At 57.7% G+C, this 17,816-nt stretch carries 15 protein-coding genes; 8 read left to right on the top strand and 7 right to left on the bottom strand.

What is annotated here, in order from left to right; translation table 11 throughout:
* The first annotated feature begins 39 nt into the window (after positions 1-39).
* Positions 40-786, top strand: a complete 747-nt coding sequence (locus O1721_RS18810; protein WP_003859242.1) for a GntR family transcriptional regulator — start codon at positions 40-42, stop codon at positions 784-786.
* Here the strand turns inward: O1721_RS18810 and O1721_RS18805 are convergent.
* The 3 genes from O1721_RS18805 to O1721_RS18795 are packed head-to-tail and all read right to left on the bottom strand — an operon-like array spanning position 760 to position 3,988.
* On the bottom strand, positions 760-1,713 hold the full coding sequence (locus O1721_RS18805) for a PfkB family carbohydrate kinase (RefSeq protein WP_017693065.1): 954 nt from the start codon (positions 1,711-1,713) through the stop codon (positions 760-762). The genes O1721_RS18810 and O1721_RS18805 overlap by 27 nt on opposite strands.
* Positions 1,710-2,714, bottom strand: a complete 1,005-nt coding sequence (locus O1721_RS18800; protein WP_015572351.1) for an ADP-ribosylglycohydrolase family protein — start codon at positions 2,712-2,714, stop codon at positions 1,710-1,712. Before O1721_RS18800 ends, O1721_RS18805 begins: the two co-directional genes overlap by 4 nt.
* Positions 2,711-3,988 carry a nucleoside permease gene (locus tag O1721_RS18795; RefSeq protein ID WP_003859236.1) on the bottom strand — a complete coding sequence of 426 codons (1,278 nt, stop codon included), beginning with the start codon at positions 3,986-3,988 and terminating at the stop codon, positions 2,711-2,713. The genes O1721_RS18800 and O1721_RS18795 overlap by 4 nt, the downstream gene beginning before the upstream one ends.
* Before the next feature lie 248 nt (positions 3,989-4,236).
* On the opposite strand from O1721_RS18795, the gene fbaB reads away from it, so the two are divergent.
* Positions 4,237-5,289, top strand: coding sequence for a class I fructose-bisphosphate aldolase (gene fbaB, locus O1721_RS18790; RefSeq protein ID WP_032648882.1), 1,053 nt, complete (start codon positions 4,237-4,239; stop codon positions 5,287-5,289).
* Between the two features lie 54 nt (positions 5,290-5,343).
* Here fbaB and O1721_RS18785 read toward each other — a convergent pair whose 3' ends face one another.
* The 3 genes from O1721_RS18785 to O1721_RS18775 all read right to left on the bottom strand — a co-directional run bounded on the left by O1721_RS18785 (position 5,344) and on the right by O1721_RS18775 (position 9,116).
* Entirely contained in the window at positions 5,344-6,651 is a 1,308-nt protein-coding gene (locus O1721_RS18785; RefSeq protein WP_032648880.1) for an RbtT/DalT/CsbX family MFS transporter, read from the bottom strand.
* Between the two features lie 96 nt (positions 6,652-6,747).
* Positions 6,748-8,355: an FGGY-family carbohydrate kinase gene (locus O1721_RS18780; RefSeq protein WP_032104900.1), complete on the bottom strand. Its 1,608-nt coding sequence runs from the start codon at positions 8,353-8,355 to the stop codon at positions 6,748-6,750.
* Between the two features lie 11 nt (positions 8,356-8,366).
* Positions 8,367-9,116: an SDR family oxidoreductase gene (locus O1721_RS18775; RefSeq protein WP_161799062.1), complete on the bottom strand. Its 750-nt coding sequence runs from the start codon at positions 9,114-9,116 to the stop codon at positions 8,367-8,369.
* A gap of 162 nt (positions 9,117-9,278) precedes the next feature.
* On the opposite strand from O1721_RS18775, the gene O1721_RS18770 reads away from it, so the two are divergent.
* Entirely contained in the window at positions 9,279-10,310 is a 1,032-nt protein-coding gene (locus O1721_RS18770; RefSeq protein ID WP_032104898.1) for a LacI family DNA-binding transcriptional regulator, read from the top strand.
* On the opposite strand, the gene O1721_RS18765 is transcribed toward O1721_RS18770, so the two are convergent.
* Positions 10,307-11,254 (bottom strand): sugar-binding transcriptional regulator, encoded by a 948-nt coding sequence (locus O1721_RS18765; protein ID WP_023295033.1) that lies wholly within the window; start codon positions 11,252-11,254, stop codon positions 10,307-10,309. The genes O1721_RS18770 and O1721_RS18765 overlap by 4 nt on opposite strands.
* A gap of 211 nt (positions 11,255-11,465) precedes the next feature.
* On the opposite strand from O1721_RS18765, the gene dalD reads away from it, so the two are divergent.
* The 5 genes from dalD to O1721_RS18740 all read left to right on the top strand — a co-directional run bounded on the left by dalD (position 11,466) and on the right by O1721_RS18740 (position 17,813).
* The gene (gene dalD, locus O1721_RS18760; RefSeq protein WP_032104897.1) at positions 11,466-12,833 is read left to right on the top strand and encodes a D-arabinitol 4-dehydrogenase; all 1,368 of its coding nucleotides are present in this window, start codon (positions 11,466-11,468) and stop codon (positions 12,831-12,833) included.
* Positions 12,834-12,842: 9 nt separating this feature from the next.
* Complete coding sequence (xylB, locus tag O1721_RS18755; protein ID WP_015572354.1) at positions 12,843-14,306, top strand: xylulokinase; 1,464 nt, start codon at positions 12,843-12,845, stop codon at positions 14,304-14,306.
* Positions 14,307-14,373: 67 nt separating this feature from the next.
* Positions 14,374-15,651: an RbtT/DalT/CsbX family MFS transporter gene (locus O1721_RS18750; RefSeq protein ID WP_017693074.1), complete on the top strand. Its 1,278-nt coding sequence runs from the start codon at positions 14,374-14,376 to the stop codon at positions 15,649-15,651.
* A gap of 44 nt (positions 15,652-15,695) precedes the next feature.
* A complete protein-coding gene (locus O1721_RS18745; protein WP_080024813.1) occupies positions 15,696-16,361 on the top strand; it encodes an HAD family hydrolase in 666 nt (221 codons plus the stop codon).
* 297 nt (positions 16,362-16,658) lie between these two features.
* Positions 16,659-17,813 carry a mandelate racemase family protein gene (locus O1721_RS18740; RefSeq protein WP_017383258.1) on the top strand — a complete coding sequence of 385 codons (1,155 nt, stop codon included), beginning with the start codon at positions 16,659-16,661 and terminating at the stop codon, positions 17,811-17,813.
* Positions 17,814-17,816: the final 3 nt, after the last annotated feature.

Raw genomic sequence — 17,816 nt, 5'->3', positions numbered from 1 at the left:
GTATACTGGCATAAAACCTTATGCCAGAGAAAAACAGAGATGGAACAAGCGCATACCCGGTTAATTGCTCAACTCAAGGAACGAATTGCCGCACCGGACAACACGCCGTTGTACCTGAAATTTGCCGAAACGGTTAAAAACGCGGTACGCAGCGGCGTGCTCGCGCACGGTAATATTTTGCCGGGCGAGCGCGATCTGAGCCAGCTGGCCGGTGTGTCGCGCATTACGGTGCGTAAAGCGATGCAGGCGCTGGAAGAGGCCGGCGTCGTCACCCGCGCGCGTGGATACGGTACGCAAATCAACAATATCTTTGAATATTCGCTAAAAGAGGCGCGCGGGTTTTCTCAGCAGGTGGTGCTGCGGGGCAAAACGCCCAACACGCTGTGGGTTAATAAACGCGTCGTGAAATGTCCGGAGGAGATCGCCCGCCACCTTTCCCTTGCGCCGGACAGCGATGTATTTCTGCTTAAGCGCATCCGCTACGTGGATGACGATGCGGTATCAATAGAGGAGTCCTGGGTACCGGTAGGATTAATCCCCAATCCGGACGACATCGGCGTCTCGCTTTACGATTACTTCCGCAGCCAGAATATCTTTCCGCAGCGCACCCGTTCCCGCGTCAGCGCCCGGATGCCGGACAGCGAGTTTCAGGCGCATATCAAGATGGACGATAAGATACCGGTGCTGGTGATCAAGCAAGTCGCGCTCGATCAACAGCACCGGCCAATTGAGTACAGCATCAGCTACTGCCGCAGCGACCTATACGTCTTTGTGTGCGAGGAGTAGGGCCTCGCGCGTGGGGGCGCAGTCGCCACCGCGATGGCTGACTACCCAGGCGGCTACGGCATTGCCAAGCTGCACCGCCTCTGGCAGTGACCATCCCGCGGCCAGCCCGGCAAGGGTACCTCCCGCATGGCTGTCACCCGCGCCGATGGTATCGACCACGGTAGCAGGAAACGCCGGAACGTGTCCGGAAGCGTCACCGTCGTACCAGACCGCCCCGTCTTTATCATGGCGTACGATCAGCGCAGCGCCAAACCTCTGCTGCCACCGTGTGCCGAGCTCTTCCACGTTTACGCCAAGCCATTCGGCGGCAAGTTCCGCCTCCTGACGATTGAGCGAGACGATTGGTTTGCAGGCCATGATCCGCGCCATCAGCGGGTCGGGAATATCCGCGATGCGCGGACCGAAATCGATAAAGAGCGTCACATCCTGAAGACTTTCCAGCCAGGCCGTCAGCAGCTCACCGCTGGGGGACGCCAGCTGGTAGCCGGACAAAGAGATCAGGCTCCCTGCCGGCACGCTTAACCCGTCCAGCCAGCGCTGCTGCCACTGGTTCTCCACGCCGCTAAACGACATAAAGGTCCGTTCACCGTCAGGCTCCACCAGCGCCAGGCACCAGCCGTTATCGCCCGTTTCCGCTTCCACGGCGCTGTGCAGATCCTGCTTCGCCATGGCGTTACGGATAATATCGGCCCACACGCCGTGGCCGACGGGAAGGGCGTTTTGCGCAGCAATGCCGAGCCGCTTCAGGGCGATGGCGATATTCAGCGCGCAGCCGCCAATATTCACTCCCTGTTGCTTCAGCTCGATATCACACCCGCGCCAGGGCAGGGCGTAGGCGTCGGCAATCACGTCGATGACCGCCGCGCCGAGTACCGTTACGGGGCGCGTGGCGTGAAGGGTTTCGAGACGGCGGGCAAAAGCACTCATACGCCCTCCCTTTGCTCCCGGAAGTGCAGCAGTTTTTCGCAGTAGTGGCCGAAATCGAGCCGGTTTACGGCATCAAGTTCGTTTTTGAGTGCCGGATCAATGGCCTGTACACCGTGCAGCGCGCCGCAGATGGCCGTTGCCATCGCGCCGATAGTGTCAGTATCACCGCCCAGGTTGGCGCATAACACCGCGCAGCGGTTCGGATCGGTACCCGCGAGTTCGACCATCGCAATCGCCGCCGGAACGGACTCAAGCGTGCTCGTGCCCGCGCCAATAAGCTGATAGATCTGCTCGCTGGCGGACTCGGTACCGTTGGCTTCGCGCACGGTTTTCAGGGCCAGCTCAATACGAGCGGAAAGCGATGCGCTGAAGGTGGTCGTGTTCGCCTCCTGCGCCGCACGGGCAATACCCGGCAGGGCATCGGCGATGTGATGCCAGCGCTCGCCGTCGATAGCGCGTGAAACCGCCCAGGCGATCACCACCGCACCGGCGATGGCGAGATCCGATTTATGGGTCGGGCTGGAGGCTAACGCAACCTGTTCCACAAAGTGCGCCAGACGCGTGGCTGGCAGGAGGCATCCCAGCGGGGAGGCGCGCATCGCCGCCCCGTTGGTGACGCCGTTGTTCTCCAGCTGGCTCACCGGCTTGCCGTCACGGATGGCGTTCAGGGCAATTTTGGAGGTCGGGCCGAGCACATTCTTATTGAACGCGTCAAAATCCAGCGCCCAGTCCAGAATATGCTTACCGATAACGTCAGGGTTAATTTCCCCGTCGCATTCGATAATCGCGTCGGCCAGGCACAGCGCCATCGACGTATCATCCGTAAATTCGGCCTGCTTAAAGTAACAGGCGGCATTATTCTCAGCCGGGCCGGGTAAGAAACGGTCGATCCAGCCGAAGTGCGCTTTCACCCGCTTGCGCGGCCACAGCTCCGACGGCATCCCCATCGCATCCCCTAACGCCTGCCCGTAAAGAGCACCGAGAATACGGTCTTGTTTCATTTAACTTCCCCTCGTGTCAGCGCGGTATCGCCATCAACCACCTCAATTGCGGTGATCTCTTTATCCGATTCGCGGAAAAACAGCATAAACAGCACGGCAATCACCACAATCATGATTGCACCAAACGTCCACATTCCGGCCCAGTTGAAGGTCAGCCCATTCACCGGCTCTTTATATGCGAACATTTTTTCCATCATCACGCCGCCGAGACGGTAACCCAGCAGGCTACCAAAGCCCTGACAGCACAGCGTGATCAAGCCCTGCGCCGCGTTGCGCATGTGCACGGGCGCTTTTTTATCCACGTAGATGTACGCGGTTACGTAATAGAAGTCATAGCTTACGCCGTGCAGCAGAATGCCGAGGAACAGCAGGGCGTAGGTGAAGTATTGCTCGGCGCCGCCGTAAACAAAGAAACCGTAGCGAATGGCGGCGGTGATCAGGCCCAGCAGCAAGACCTTCTTAATACCAAAGCGTTTGGTAAAGAATGGCAGAGCGAGCATGAAGAAGATTTCAGAGAACTGGCCGAGGGTCATCCAGCCGGTGGCGTTTTTCATCCCCACTTCGGTGAGATAGCCGTTGGCAAAGATATAGTAGAAGGCCAGCGGCATGGCGAACAGGAACGAGCAGAAGAAGAACACCAGGAAGTTTTTATCGCGGAGCAGGATCAGCGCATCCAGCCCCAGCATCACTTTGAAATCCAGCTTGCCGGTACTCTTCGGCGGGGTATTCGGCAGGAACAGCGCGAAGACGCCAAGCAGAAGGGAGCTGGCAGCGGTCATCAGCAGCGGGATATTGGTGTCAGAGATGTCGCTATAGCCCATCATCTGCGGCAGGAAGCCGCACGCCAGGCCGGAGGCAATCCAGCCGATGGTGCCCATCACGCGGATGCGCGGGAAATCAGCCTCCACGTCATCGACGTTCGCAAAGGCGATGCTGTTGGTCAGCGCGATGGTCGGCATATAGGTCAGGGAGTAGGCCAGCAGCAGCGGGAAGAAGGTGCTGAACTGGGTTTGCTGTGCTGCGAAATACATCAGAATCGCGCCAGCGAACATCAGCACGGCCAGCACTTTCTGGGCGGCGAAGAAACGGTCCGTCAGCGAGCCGACCAGGATGGGAGAGAGGATCGCGGCAATCGCGGTACAGGCATACGACCAGCCAATTTCCCCGGCGGTAAACCCGCTCTTACTCAGCCATAGCCACAGCGGCACAAACCATGCGCCCCAGATAAACCATTCAACGAACATCATGAATGACAGTTGGACTTTCGTTTTCATTTTTTAATCCTGCATGTCAGAGGTACGCATGTAACATACCATGTGATAATACCTTTTAAATACCTTTAAGGCGATTGTTTGATCAGTGTAACAAAAATGTTGTACACGAAACGAGCCAGCAGATTGTGCTTAAAAAAGTTGCAAATGGTGGAAAATAGGTTAAGTCGGTACCAGGCTTAGTCTGCCTGCAAAAACGTGGGCTTGGATCACACGCTCCGACATCATGTCGGACTTACGGGAGCATCACTATGACTGATATTGCGCAACTGCTTGGCAAAAACGCCGACAGCCTTTTACAGCATCGTTGTATGACCATTCCAGCCGACCAGCTTTATCTGCCTGGCCATGATTACGTAGACCGCGTCATGGTCGACAACAACCGTCCGCCTGCCGTACTGCGAAACATGCAGACGCTTTACAATACCGGTCGTCTGGGCGGGACCGGGTATCTCTCCATTCTGCCCGTTGACCAGGGCGTAGAGCACTCGGCGGGAGCGTCGTTTGCTGCTAACCCGCTCTACTTTGACCCGAAAAACATTGTCGAGCTGGCGATTGAAGCGGGCTGTAACTGTGTGGCATCGACGTATGGCGTGCTGGCCTCCGTTTCCCGCCGCTATGCTCACCGCATTCCGTTCCTCGTCAAGCTGAATCACAACGAAACCCTGAGCTACCCAACCGAATACGACCAGACACTGTACGCCAGCGTCGAACAGGCGTTCAACATGGGTGCGGTAGCGGTCGGGGCGACTATCTATTTTGGCTCTGAGCAGTCGCGTCGGCAGATAGAAGAGATCTCTGCCGCGTTTGAGCGCGCGCACGAGCTGGGGATGGTGACCGTATTGTGGGCCTATCTGCGTAACAACGCGTTTAAGAAAGACGGCGTGGATTACCACGTATCAGCGGATCTGACCGGTCAGGCAAATCACCTGGCGGCAACCATCGGCGCGGACATCGTGAAACAGAAAATGGCCGAGAATAACGGCGGGTATAAAGCGGTGAACTTTGGCTATACCGACGACCGCGTCTACAGCAAGCTGACCAGCGACAACCCTATCGATCTGGTGCGCTACCAGCTGGCTAACTGCTACATGGGCCGCGCCGGGCTGATTAACTCCGGCGGTGCAGCAGGCGGTGAAACCGATCTGACCGACGCGGTGCGCACGGCGGTGATTAACAAACGCGCCGGCGGAATGGGGCTGATCCTGGGCCGCAAGGCGTTTAAAAAATCCATGGCCGACGGCGTGAAGCTGATTAATGCGGTTCAGGATGTCTATCTGGACAATAAAGTGACGATTGCCTAATCGCACGCATCTTCCTGCCGGGATAAGCGTGACCCGGCAGGAAAGTTCTCTCGCTTACTCCTTCAGCGTTTCAGGATGAGGAGTATTCAGCAGACCCGCCATCCTTCTCTTGCTGCTATTTGCTTTTTCTAAACCCGGCTGCGTGACGCGGATAAAGGCACACAGAACAAAAGCCAGCAGATAAAGCACCGTATAGGCGATGACCACGCCGAGCGTGCTGAACCAGGGCAGCAGCACCACGGCAATCGCCGGCGCAAGGAAGTTAGACAGACCGGCTGAAAGGTTATACACCGAAATCGCCGCCCCCTTGTGCCGCGGCTCCAGCGCCGGGAACACCGCCGCCATCGGTACGAAGGCCGCCACAAAAATCCCCAGCGCGATGGCCGGGACCAGCGCCATGGCAAAGTTATGCCCGAAGTGCTGCGGAATGTAGTAAAACGCCAGGCTCGAAAGCGCCATCCCGATGCAGCCAAACCAGCGCACCACCCGCATCCAGCCCATTTTTTCCGCCACCACGCCCCAGAAGACGTTCGAGAAGATGGTGGTGAAGAAGAATACCGCCCAGACCTGAAGCCACTCGGAGGTGGTGAAGCCCAGTTCGTCAACAAACATCATCGGCATGATGACGGCAAACCCGAACAGGGAGAGGGTGTTGATGATACGCACCATGCTGGAGAGCAGAATACTGCGGTTGGTGTAGAGCAGCGTCGCTGCACGGCCCAGCTCGGCGAATTTTTCCCGGGTGGAGAGATTATGCATGTGCGTTGGGGTTTTGACGCTGCGCAGGGATACCATGGCGATGACTCCCCCCGCCAGACAAAACGCCAGTGCCAGCCACAGGGTGCCCATCTCCCCGATGTGCGGAATGGTAAAGCTCGGAATGTAGCTGCCGAACACGCCGATGCCGATAGAGTAAACCGCCCAGTACCAGCCCAGCGCCGAGCTGGATTTATCGCTACGCACATTATGAATAATGACCACGATGAAGGCGTACAAAAATAACGGGTAGGCCAGACCGCGGATCCCATAGAACAGCAGAATTAATGCGTAATTTGCCTGACCCAGACCAAAAACGAGAAACAGGACGTGGAAAACGCACCACAGGACGAAGCCAATCAGCATGGTTTTTTGCGGGGTGATGATTTCAGCCACCACGCCGGAGATCCACGCGGAGAGCGCCGCCGCGAGACCGTAGAGCGTGAAGGCGAAAGAGGCTTCAGCAGGCGTGAAGCCCAGTGATTTAATATAGTGCGACAGGAATGCCAGCTCGAAACCGTCACCCGTCATAAAGACCGCGATCGCCAGATATCCCCATAGCAGGTTCAGCGGCAATCCCAGCCACTGTTTATTTATTTCGGACATATTGACCTCGTTTGTAGCGTACAGGTAAGCCCACACCGGAAATATTCCGGCGTGAGTTTTCTTATTGTCTTTTTCTCTAAATATACTGACGTGTATTTATTCTCTGATTACTGTCGCAGTCTGTTGTAACTGCTTATAAGCCTCGTATCGACGCAGATGAAGGGACTGAAAGTTCGCTTGCGGATAGAAATATTTATCCACGTGGGTAAATTGTTTCATGGCATCGGTCACTGAAGGCGCTATATTTCCCGCCACCGCCCCGAGAATGGCCGAACCCAGTAATACCGGTTCGCTGCATTGGGTCGCTAACACCGGCAGCCCGCAGGTATCTGCCAGCAGCTGGCGAACGAAAGGGTGCTGGCCCGCGCCGCCGCTGATAACGATATTTTCGGTCTGTACGCCGCATTCACGCTGGGCGTCAATGATTTGTCGCAAACCGTAACCGATACCACACAGACCGGCCACATACAGTGCCATCAGGTTATTGATATCGTTCTCCATGCCCAGCCCGCAGATCGTGGCCCGCGCATGGGGATCGGCAAAGGGCGCGCGGTTACCCAGAAATTCGGGTACCACGTGCAGTCCTGCTGCCAGGTTCACCGCCTCTGAGGCGGTGGAGAAGGTCTGTAAAAGTCGGTCCGCCAGGTAAACCGGCAGCGGCAGGTCTGACTCCTGTGCCAGCTGGCGCGCTTGCGGTGCGGCAGGATGGAAACTTAATAACCGCTCGATAGCGGCACCCGCGGCGCTTTGTCCGCCCTCAATCAGCCACAGTCCAGGTACCATCGCGCTAAAATAAGGCCCCCAGACGCCGGGCACAAAAACGGCGCTCTCGGCGCTGGTCATGGTGCACGATGAGGTGCCAAAGACATACGCAAGATTGTTCAGCGCGCCGCCGCCAACGCCCAACGTCCCGATGCCGCCAGCGTGGGCATCAATTAACCCTACCGCCACCGGCGTGCCTGGCAGCAAGCCCATCTCACGCGCGGCCTGCTCCGTTAAGCCCTCGCCGCAAGGGGTGCCGGGGGCGGCAATATGCTGCCCTATGCGGACAAAATCTTCTCCGGCCAGCTCGTCCAGGCCAACGGTGCGGAAATAGTCCGGGTCCCAGCGATTCTCATGGGCCAGCCACGTCCATTTACAGGTTACGGTACAGATGGAACGGGTGACATCGCCCGTCGCGCGCCAGGTCAGGAAATCGGCCAAATCGAAAAATTGCCAGGCGCGATCGTAGACCTCACGATGCTTTTCTTTCAGCCACAGCAGCTTGGGCGTCTCCATTTCGGGCGATATTTTTCCGCCAACATAGTCCAGCACCGGATGATGGGTGGCGTTGATGCGCTCCGCCTGGTCTGTCGCACGGTGATCCATCCAGACGATGATATTGTTTTCCGCTTCACCGTCAGGGCTGACCGCCAGCGGTTCGCCATTGTTGTCCAACACCACCAGCGAGCAGGTGGCGTCAAACCCGATGCCGGCAACGCTCTGCGGAGTCGTCCCGGAGCGCGCCAGCGCCTCGCGGATGCAGCGGCAAACGGCCTGCCAGATCTCGGCGCTGGACTGCTCCACGCGGCTTCCGCTGCGGTGCACGGTGGCAATTTTCTGCGTCGCGTGGGAAAGCAGCCTGCCGCTGAGATCGAAAATGCCCGCGCGGACGCTGCCGGAGCCGACGTCTACGCCGATAACGGTTTCTGGTGTACTCTTCATCCTTGCGGCCCTTAAAGATCGACGCTGTTAGGCAGAATCACCAGATCCCGGACGGTAACGTTCTTCGAACGGGTCACCATGAATAACACCGATTCTGCGACTTCAATCGGCTGCATCAGGCTGCCGTTTGCCAGCGCTTCATCCATTTTGGCCTGCGGCCAGTCGTCGAGCAGAGCCGTCACTACCGGCCCAGGCAGAACGGCTCCGACGCGTACGCCATGTTCCGCGACCTGACGACGGGTGGTATGCACGAACGCCTGAACGGCAAATTTGGACGCGGTGTAGATCGGCTCCCAGATAACCGGCACCACGCCCGCAATGGAGCTGGTGAAGATAATATCGCCTGACTTCTGCGCAATCATATGCGGCAGTACGGCGCGAACGCAGCGGAAGGCGGCGTTGATATTCAGGTTCAGTACGCGATCCCAGACGTCCGGGTCGCCTTCAGCAACCGGCCCGCCGATGTAGGCGCCTGCATTGGCGTGAAAAATATCCAGGCCGCCGGCGAGGCCGACAATGTCGCTCAGCATCGCGTCGACTTGCTCGGGTTTGAACAGATCGATTTGCAGGGCAAACGCGTTCTCGCCCAGCTCGGCGACGATGCGCTGAAGCTTCTCGCCTTCACGGTCGATTAACACCACCTTAGCGCCAGCGCCGAGCAGCGTTTTTGCACACTCCAGGCCAATACCTGAGGCGGCGCCAGTGATAGCAGCGACTTTGCCCTGAAGGGAACTATTCATGGAGGGGACAGAGTGATTCATTTTATAATCCTTTATGCAGAGATGATTTTTAGGGTGTGTCTGCTTTCGCGTGAAGAACGGGGGTTCTGACTGACGCGTGAAGCAAACTGCTCAATCGATGAAGCAGATCTAGCACTTGCTTATTTCTCCAGCAAGAGACATTCAAAATGAAGAGGCGATTTTGTGACGCGCGTTGAGAAAACGAAGAAAACGACCATTTACGATCTGGCGGAACTCACCGGCGTTTCTGCCAGCGCGGTGAGTGCTATTTTGAATGGCAACTGGAAGAAACGCCGCATCAGCGCCAGCCTGGCAGAGAAGGTAACCCGCATTGCACAAGAGCAGGGCTACGCGGTTAACCGTCAGGCAAGCCTGCTGCGCAGCAAGAAATCGAACGTTATCGGCATGATTGTGCCGAAATATGACAACCGCTATTTCGGCTCTATAGCGGAAAAATTCGAAGAGATGGCGCGTGCCAGAGGGCTGTTGCCGATTATTACCTGCACACGCCGACAGCCGGAACTCGAGCTGGATGCCGCCCGTGCCATGCTCTCCTGGCAGGTTGACTGGGTCATTGCCACGGGGGCGACACACCCGGACAAAATTGCTGAACTCTGTCATCAGGCGGGCGTACCTACACTAAATCTTGATCTGCCGGGTACCCTGGCGCCCTCTATCATTTCGGATAACTACGGCGGCGCGAAGATGCTGACAGAGCGGATCCTCGCCAGCAGCTTTAAACGGTTTGGTTTGCTGACTCCGCTGACCTTCGTGGGCGGACGCCGGAGTGATAACAACACCGCAGAGCGCCTGCGCGGGTTCCTTGATGCCCATCAGGCCCATGGGCTGACCGTTCCGGAACAGCAGCTGCTGGTCACCGGATACTCGTCATCGCGCGTGGAGGAGCAGCTCAGAGCCACCTTCCCGTCGCCATCGACGGCGCTAAAGGGGCTGTTTGTCAATTCGACCATTTCGCTGGAGGGGGTGGTACGTTGGCTGGCCCAATACGGGCAGACCGGCCAAAATCAGCCGCCGATGGGTTGTTTTGACTGGGACCCATTTGTCTCTCTGCTGGGACATGATATCGACATGGTGCGCCAGGACGTCCCGGCGATGCTGGAGAAGGTATTTGAAATTCTCGATTCCGGTGATACCTCGGTCAGGCGTATTGAGATCCCACCGGAACTGATTGGCAGCCAGAGCGTCACGGGCTAGCCCTGACGCGTCAGCAGCCAGCGCGCGGTCTGTTCATCCGTCACCAGACCGTTTACCCAGCCGCCTTTGAGGGCGGCAAGGATCGCCGGGCGTTTATCCTCGCCGCAGGCGGCCGCAATACGTGGACACTGGCTCTGGCGAATATCGTAGCTGGTAATAAAGCGATTAATCTGGCTGTCGATGACGTTGCCGTCGGCATCGATAAAGCGTCCGAGTATTTCGCCAACGCCACCGCGCTGGGTCAACTCTTCCAGCTGTGCCTCATCGATAAACCCGTCTTTGAAGATAGGGCTCTGCCTGCCCAGCGCCCCGATGCCGACAAAAATCACATCGGCCGCATCCGCCACGGCGCAGACGTTACGGAACAGGCGGTTTGAGCACCACATCTCATGCTCCTCGCTGGACTGAGCATAGCGCGGCGCCGGCCACTGGTAATATTTTCCCTGAATTTTACGCGCCAGCAGCAACGGCACATCATCGTAATAGTTACATTGCCCGTGCTCGTTCATGGCGCTGATCAGGGCGACACAGCGGGTGTTGTGGCTGTCAAAATCGATACGCTTGATGGTTTTTTTTAGCGTCAGTCCGGAGCCAATTCCGACAACCGTGGGTTTATCACCTTGCAGGTAGCGGGCCATCAGCTGATAACAGCCAAACGTCACGCTATCCAGCGCGCTTTCATTGCGGTAGACGGGCACAATGTTGCAGTGGGTCAGGTGATATTTTTCCGCGAGAAGTTGCGCATAATCGAGGCAGTTAGCGACAGGGTGATGAAGCCCAATCGAGACAATGCCTTCCTCTTTCGCGGCGGCAATCAGCCGCTGCACCACCGGTCTTGATGTGCCGAGCTGGCTGGCAATTTCGCTTTGATTAAGCCCGGCGATGTAATACATCCATGCCGCCCGCACTTTTTGATCGAGCCTGATGTCATCTTCTTTGCTCACGTTTCCCTGCCTCAAGAATGGGGTTGAGGGCGGTCAACACCCACAACAATTGTCTGTCATTCTGGCGGGTGATCCGCGCTGAGGCAAGCGGTTTGCTCTTTATTGGTCATTTGTTATTTAAATGGTCATTTGTTCTTTTGTGATCTGTAGCTCTTATTTTAAGCAAATGATCATCTACAGTTCAGCCATAACCTCACTGGAGAACAGAACAATGACCGAGAAATACACATGGCTACATATTGGGCTGGGGTCTTTTCATCGTGCGCATCAGGCGTGGTATCTGCACCGCCTGATTGCCGGCGGCGATACGCGCTGGCACATCGCTGCGGGCAACATACGCAACGATGCTGAACATGTGGTGCAGGCGCTGGCCGCGCAGAAGGGGCGATATGTACTGGAGACCGTCAGCCCGGAAGGCGAGAGAGACTATGAAGAGATCGCCTCGATTCAGACGCTGATCCCGTGGCAGGCGGATTTGCAGCCGCTGATTGCCGAAGGGGCGAACCCGCAGACTCGGGTCATCGCGTTTACCGTGACGGAGGGGGGCTACTATCTGGATACCAGCCACAGGCTGGATGTGGCTAATGCCGATCTGGCGAGCGATATTAAGGGCGGCTGTAAAACCATCTACGGGACAATTGCCCGCATCCTCGAAGCGCGTATGGCGAACGGAGCGGGTCCGGTAACCTTGCTTAACTGTGACAACGTGCGGCATAACGGCGAGCGCTTCCACGACGGGTTGATTGAATTCTTAACCCTCAGCGGCAAACAGAGGGTCATCGACTGGCTGAGCGCTAATGCGACCTGTCCGAATACCATGGTGGATCGCATCACACCGCGTCCGGCGGCCGATCTCCCGGCGCGCATTAAGGCCCGGACGGGCATAGACGATAACGCCCCGGTTATGGGGGAACGCTTTATTCAGTGGGTGGTTGAAGACAATTTCCGCGACGTTCGTCCCGCGCTGGAAACGGTGGGCGTGGAGCTGGTGGGATCCGTCATCCCTTATGAAGAGGCGAAGATCCGCATCCTCAATGCCTCCCATAGCTGTATCGCCTGGGCGGGTACTCTGGTCGGGCAGCAGTATATCCATGAAAGCACGCTGACAGAATTTATCTACAAGATTGCCGACCGCTACGTGACGGAAGATGTCATTCCCTGCCTGGGAGATAATGGCATCGATCTGCCAGCCTACCGCGACGTGGTGCTTAAGCGTTTTACCAACCCCTGGATTCAGGACACCAACCAGCGCGTCGCGGCCGACGGGTTCTCGAAGATCCCGGCGATGATAGCCCCAACGCTGCGTGAATGTTACCAGCGCGGCGTACGTCCTGACGCTACCGCTATGCTGCCTGCGCTGTTCTACGTCTATATGGAGCAGTGGCATCACGGCAAGCTGCCATATGAATACCAGGACGGTATCCTCAACGCCTCTGCGGTACATGCGATGTTCGAATCGGACGATCCGATAGCCCGATATGCCAGCGATACCGCCCTGTTTGGCGATCTGACCGGCCGGGAAGATTTTGCCGCGCTTCTGCGTGAAAAAATCGCTGACGTCTACGCGCTGATTAAGTGAGAGGTGGGTATGTATCTGGGCATCGATCTTGGCACATCAGAAGTAAAGGCGCTGGTCATTGACGAAAACAACGGCGTTGTCGCCACCCATAGCGCGCCGCTGACGATACAGCGTCCGAAGCCGCACTGGTCTGAACAATCGCCGGAAGCCTGGTGGGAGGCAACCGAATACCTGATTGCCACCCTCCGGGAGAAGTGCGGCCACCACTGGCAGGCGATAAAAGCCATTGGCCTTTCCGGACAGATGCACGGTGCGGTACTGCTGGATGCCGCGGGTGAACCCCTGCGTCCGGCCATCCTGTGGAATGACACCCGCTGCGCGCAGGAGTGCGCAGAGCTGGAAGAGATGGCGCCCGAGCTGCACCAGGTGGCGGGGAACCTGGCAATGCCGGGGTTTACGGCACCAAAGCTGCTCTGGGTGCGCCGTCATGAGCCGCAGAACTTCAGCCGTCTCGCCACCGTGCTGCTGCCGAAGGATTATCTGCGCTTCAAAATGACCGGAAAAAAAATCTCTGATATGTCGGACTCGGCAGGGACGCTGTGGCTGGATGTGGGAAAACGAGACTGGTCGGATGCACTGCTGGAAAAATGTGGGCTGTCGCGTGCCGCCATGCCTGCGCTGGTGGAAGGGTGTGAGGTCTCGGCGCTACTCGAACCTGCGGTAGCGCAGCGGTGGGGTCTGAACCCCTCGGTTATCGTTGCCGGCGGCGGGGGAGATAACGCCGTCAGCGCGATAGGGGTTGGGGCCGTTTCGCCGGGCGATGCGTTTATTTCGCTGGGCACCTCCGGCGTGCTGTTTGTGGTCACAGATGCCTACCGTCCGGCGCCCCAGTCTGCCGTGCACGCGTTCTGTCACGTGCTGCCAAACCTGTGGCATCAGATGAGCGTGATGTTAAGCGCCGCCAGTTGTCTACAGTGGTTTTGCCGTCTGGTGGGCGTCACGGAGCTGGCATTGCTTGAGGAGATCGCCCAGCTAAGCGATGCGGAGAAAGCGAGCGCGCCGATGTTCCTGCCGTACCTTTCCGGGGAACGTACGCCGCATAACGATCCCTGTGCTCGGGGCATGTTCTGGGGGCTAACGCACTCCAGCCAGCGTGCGCTGATGGGGTATGCGGTGCTGGAAGGCGTCAGCTTCGGTATTGCCGATGGCCTTCGCGTGTTGCAGGAGAGCGGCACGCAGATTGAACAGTGCTCCCTCGTCGGCGGCGGGGCGCGGAGCCCCTTCTGGGCCCAGCTGCTGGCCGATATTCTGGCGATGCCGGTGGTGACGCATAAGGGCGGCGAAACCGGCGGTGCGCTGGGGGCTGCACGGCTGGCCTGTCTCGCAGCCGGTAAGCCGCTGGCTTCCGTGTGCGAAAAACCTGAAGTCTATAAAACCTGGCGCAGCGATCCGGCGCGCCACCGTGCGCTGATGACGCGTTACCAGCAGTTTAACGCGCTTTACCAAAACGACCTGAACTACCGAAACCCATAATTCTGTGGCAAAGACCCTCCGGTGATGCTGCCGGAGCGGTTCCCTGTACCCTAAAAACGAGGTCAATATGTCGTTAAATAACAAACAATGGCTGGGATTACCCCTGAGTCTGGTCTGGGGGTATATCGCTATCGCGGTCTTTATGACGGGCGATGGTTTCGAGCTGGCATTCCTGTCGCACTATATTAAGGCGCTGGGCTTCACGCCTGCTGAAGCCTCTTTCGCCTTCACGCTCTACGGTCTCGCGGCGGCGCTCTCCGCATGGATTTCCGGCGTGGTGGCTGAAATCATCACCCCGCAAAAAACCATGCTGATTGGCTTCGTCCTGTGGTGCGTTTTCCACGTCCTGTTTCTCGTTTTTGGTCTGGGTCAGGCAAATTACGCATTAATTCTGCTGTTCTACGGGATCCGCGGCCTGGCCTATCCGCTGTTCCTCTATGCCTTTATCGTCGCCATTGTGCATAACGTTCGCAGCGACAGTACCAGCGCGGCGCTGGGCTGGTTCTGGGCGGTTTACTCTATCGGCATCGGCGTGTTCGGCAGCTACATTCCTAGCTTTACCATTCCGCACATCGGGGAGATGGGCACCCTGTGGCTGGCGCTGGCATTCTGCGTAACCGGCGGGATCATTGCGCTGGTCTCTATGCGTAAGGTGGAAACGCCACGGCATATGCAGACTCTCTCCACCCGGGAAAAATTCGCCGAGCTGGGCCGTGCGGCGACGCTGCTCTACACCAACCGCAGTATTCTGCTCTCCAGCATGGTGCGTATCATCAACACCCTCTCCCTGTTCGGGTTTGCCGTCATCATGCCGATGATGTTTGTTGACGAGCTGGGCTTCACCACCTCCGAGTGGCTTCAGGTCTGGGCGGTATTCTTCTTCACCACCATCTTCTCGAACGTCTTCTGGGGCGTGGTGGCGGAAAAAATGGGCTGGATGCGGGTGGTGCGCTGGTTTGGCTGTATCGGGATGGCGCTCTCGAGCCTGGCGTTTTACTACATTCCGCAGCACTTCGGGCATAACTTTGCCATGGCGCTGGTCCCGGCCATCGCGCTGGGGATTTTTGTGGCGGCCTTCGTACCGATGGCGGCGGTGTTCCCGGCGCTGGAGCCGCGGCACAAGGGGGCGGCGATTTCGGTGTATAACCTGTCAGCCGGTCTGTCAAACTTCCTTGCGCCGGCGATTGCCGTGGTGCTGCTGCCCTGGTTCAGCACGCTCGGCGTGGTCATTGCCTACACGGCGCTGTATGTCGTGGCCTTCATCCTGTGTCCGTTTATTCGGGTTGAACAGCCTGGGTTTGTTCGTCAGGAAACCTGTAAGGGTGAAACGGTCGGAATTTCGTAATTTATTCAGGCCTGACGGCAGCGTCGGGCCATTCACGGAGACGTATGATGGATGTTAAGGCGGTAATTTTTGACATGGATGGCGTCATCATTGACTCCGAAGGCCTGTGGCGTCAGGCGCAGAAAGCAGCTCTGGCAGGCTGGCGTGCTGAGGTCAGCGACGAAGAGTGTGAGTCACTGACGAAAGGCAAGCGGCTGGATGAGATTGCCCGGACCTGGTGTGAATACTGTAAACTTGAGGCCGATCCTGTAATGATTGAAGCGGCCATTCGTCTGCGCATCATCGAACTGATTGGCCGGGAAGGCAAAGCGATAGAAGGCATCTACGACGTGATGTCGTATTTTCGTGAGGCAGGTTACCGGATTGCACTTGCCACCTCTTCGTCGCATGAAATCGTGCATGCGGTGCTTAAGAAACTCAGGATGGGTCACTATTTTGAGGTCATTTGCAGCGCCGACGATGAACGCTACGGAAAACCGCACCCTGCCGTCTATCTCTCGGCGCTGCGAAAATTAGGCCTGACGGCCTCGCAGTGCATAGTGATTGAGGACAGCCAGAGCGGCTACCGTGCCGCCCTTAGTGCGGGGCTCAAAACCCTCATCGTCTCGCCAGCGTGCCATCATGCCAGCTTTAACAATGCCAGTGGCCGGTATGCGTCTATGCATGCGCTGCTGGAAACGCTTGCCGTTCCAGCCCCGGAAGCGGGTTAGTTGACTGATTTGTAAGCGCAGAAGTTTCCGCGGGTTGTTGCCGGTCAGCATATTCCTGCTTCTGCGCTTACCTTCAAATAACGTCTCCCGATCAACCTCACATTTCCCCGCGCTTTTGTGAAAATTGTCACGTCCGACCGTGCATATGCCCAAAAAATAGCCTCTCCTTAACGCGTTTTGTCCGAGGACGTGCTGATTTTTTATGCTTAAATTACATACTGAAACGCATTTTTAAAATCATAAAACCCCTTTGTCATTTTCTGCTTCTGGGCTTATCGCCGGACTTAAGGACCGATAATGAAAATTGAATCTGTAGACGTCACCGTTTTTCAGTACCCGACGCGTCGGGTCTCTGACGCCGCGGGGCATTCGCATCCTGGGCCGGAGAGCATGGCCAAAATGGCAATGCTGACCATCACGGCAGAAGAGGGCACCCGCGGATATTCGTTCGCGCCGCCGGAAGTGGTGCGCCCCTTTGTGGTCAATACCTTCTTTCGCAAAGTGCTGGTGGGGCAGGACGCATTCAACCGGGAACGCATCTGGCAGGATCTGGCGCACTGGCAGCGGGGAAGCGCGCATCAGCTGACCGAGCGTGCGCTGGGCTTCGTTGAACAGGCGCTGTGGGATCTGATTGGCCGTAAGCTCAACCTGCCGGTCTGGAAACTGCTTGGAGGCTATCGCGATAAGGTGCCGGCCTATGGCAGCACCATGTGCGGCGACGATCTGCCGGGCGGATTATCCACGCCGGAGGAGTACGCCAGCTTTGCCGAAAAGCTGGTGGCGCGCGGTTACAAGGCCATCAAGCTGCACACCTGGATGCCGCCGGTCTCTTTCGCCCCCAATCCAAAGATGGACGTCAAAGCCTGTGCCGCCGTGCGTGAAGCGGTTGGCCCGGACATTGACCTGATGATTGACGGCTACCACTGGTACAGCCGTACCGAGGCGCTGTACATCGGCAAAGCGCTGGAAAAGCTTGACTTCGCCTGGTTTGAAGAGCCGATGGAGGAGGAGAGCATGGCCTCCTACGCGTGGCTGGCGGAGAACCTCTCGATTCCGGTTATCGGGCCGGAAAGCCTGGGCGGAAAGCACCACAGCCGTGCTGACTGGATCAAAGCCGGGGCCTGCGACATCCTGCGCGCAGGGTCGAACGGCGTGGGCGGCATTTCCCCAACGCTGAAGGTGGCGAACCTGGCGGAATCTTTTGGCATGGACTGCGAAATACACGGCAACGGCGCGGCCAGCCTGGCGGTGATTGGCGCCATCAAAAACTGCCGCTGGTACGAGCGCGGCCTGCTGCACCCGTTCCTCGACTACGACCAACCGGCGGCGTACCTCAACAGCCTGGTGGACCCGATGGACGAACACGGCATGGTCAGTCTGCCGACCCGCCCGGGACTGGGCGAAGACATTAATTTTGCATATATCGAAGCCAATACCGTCAGCCACGACTGACAG

The sequence above is a fragment of the Enterobacter cloacae complex sp. HYC033_NIDB genome (assembly GCF_056673335.1).
This window is presented reverse-complemented; position numbering and strand designations above follow the sequence as displayed.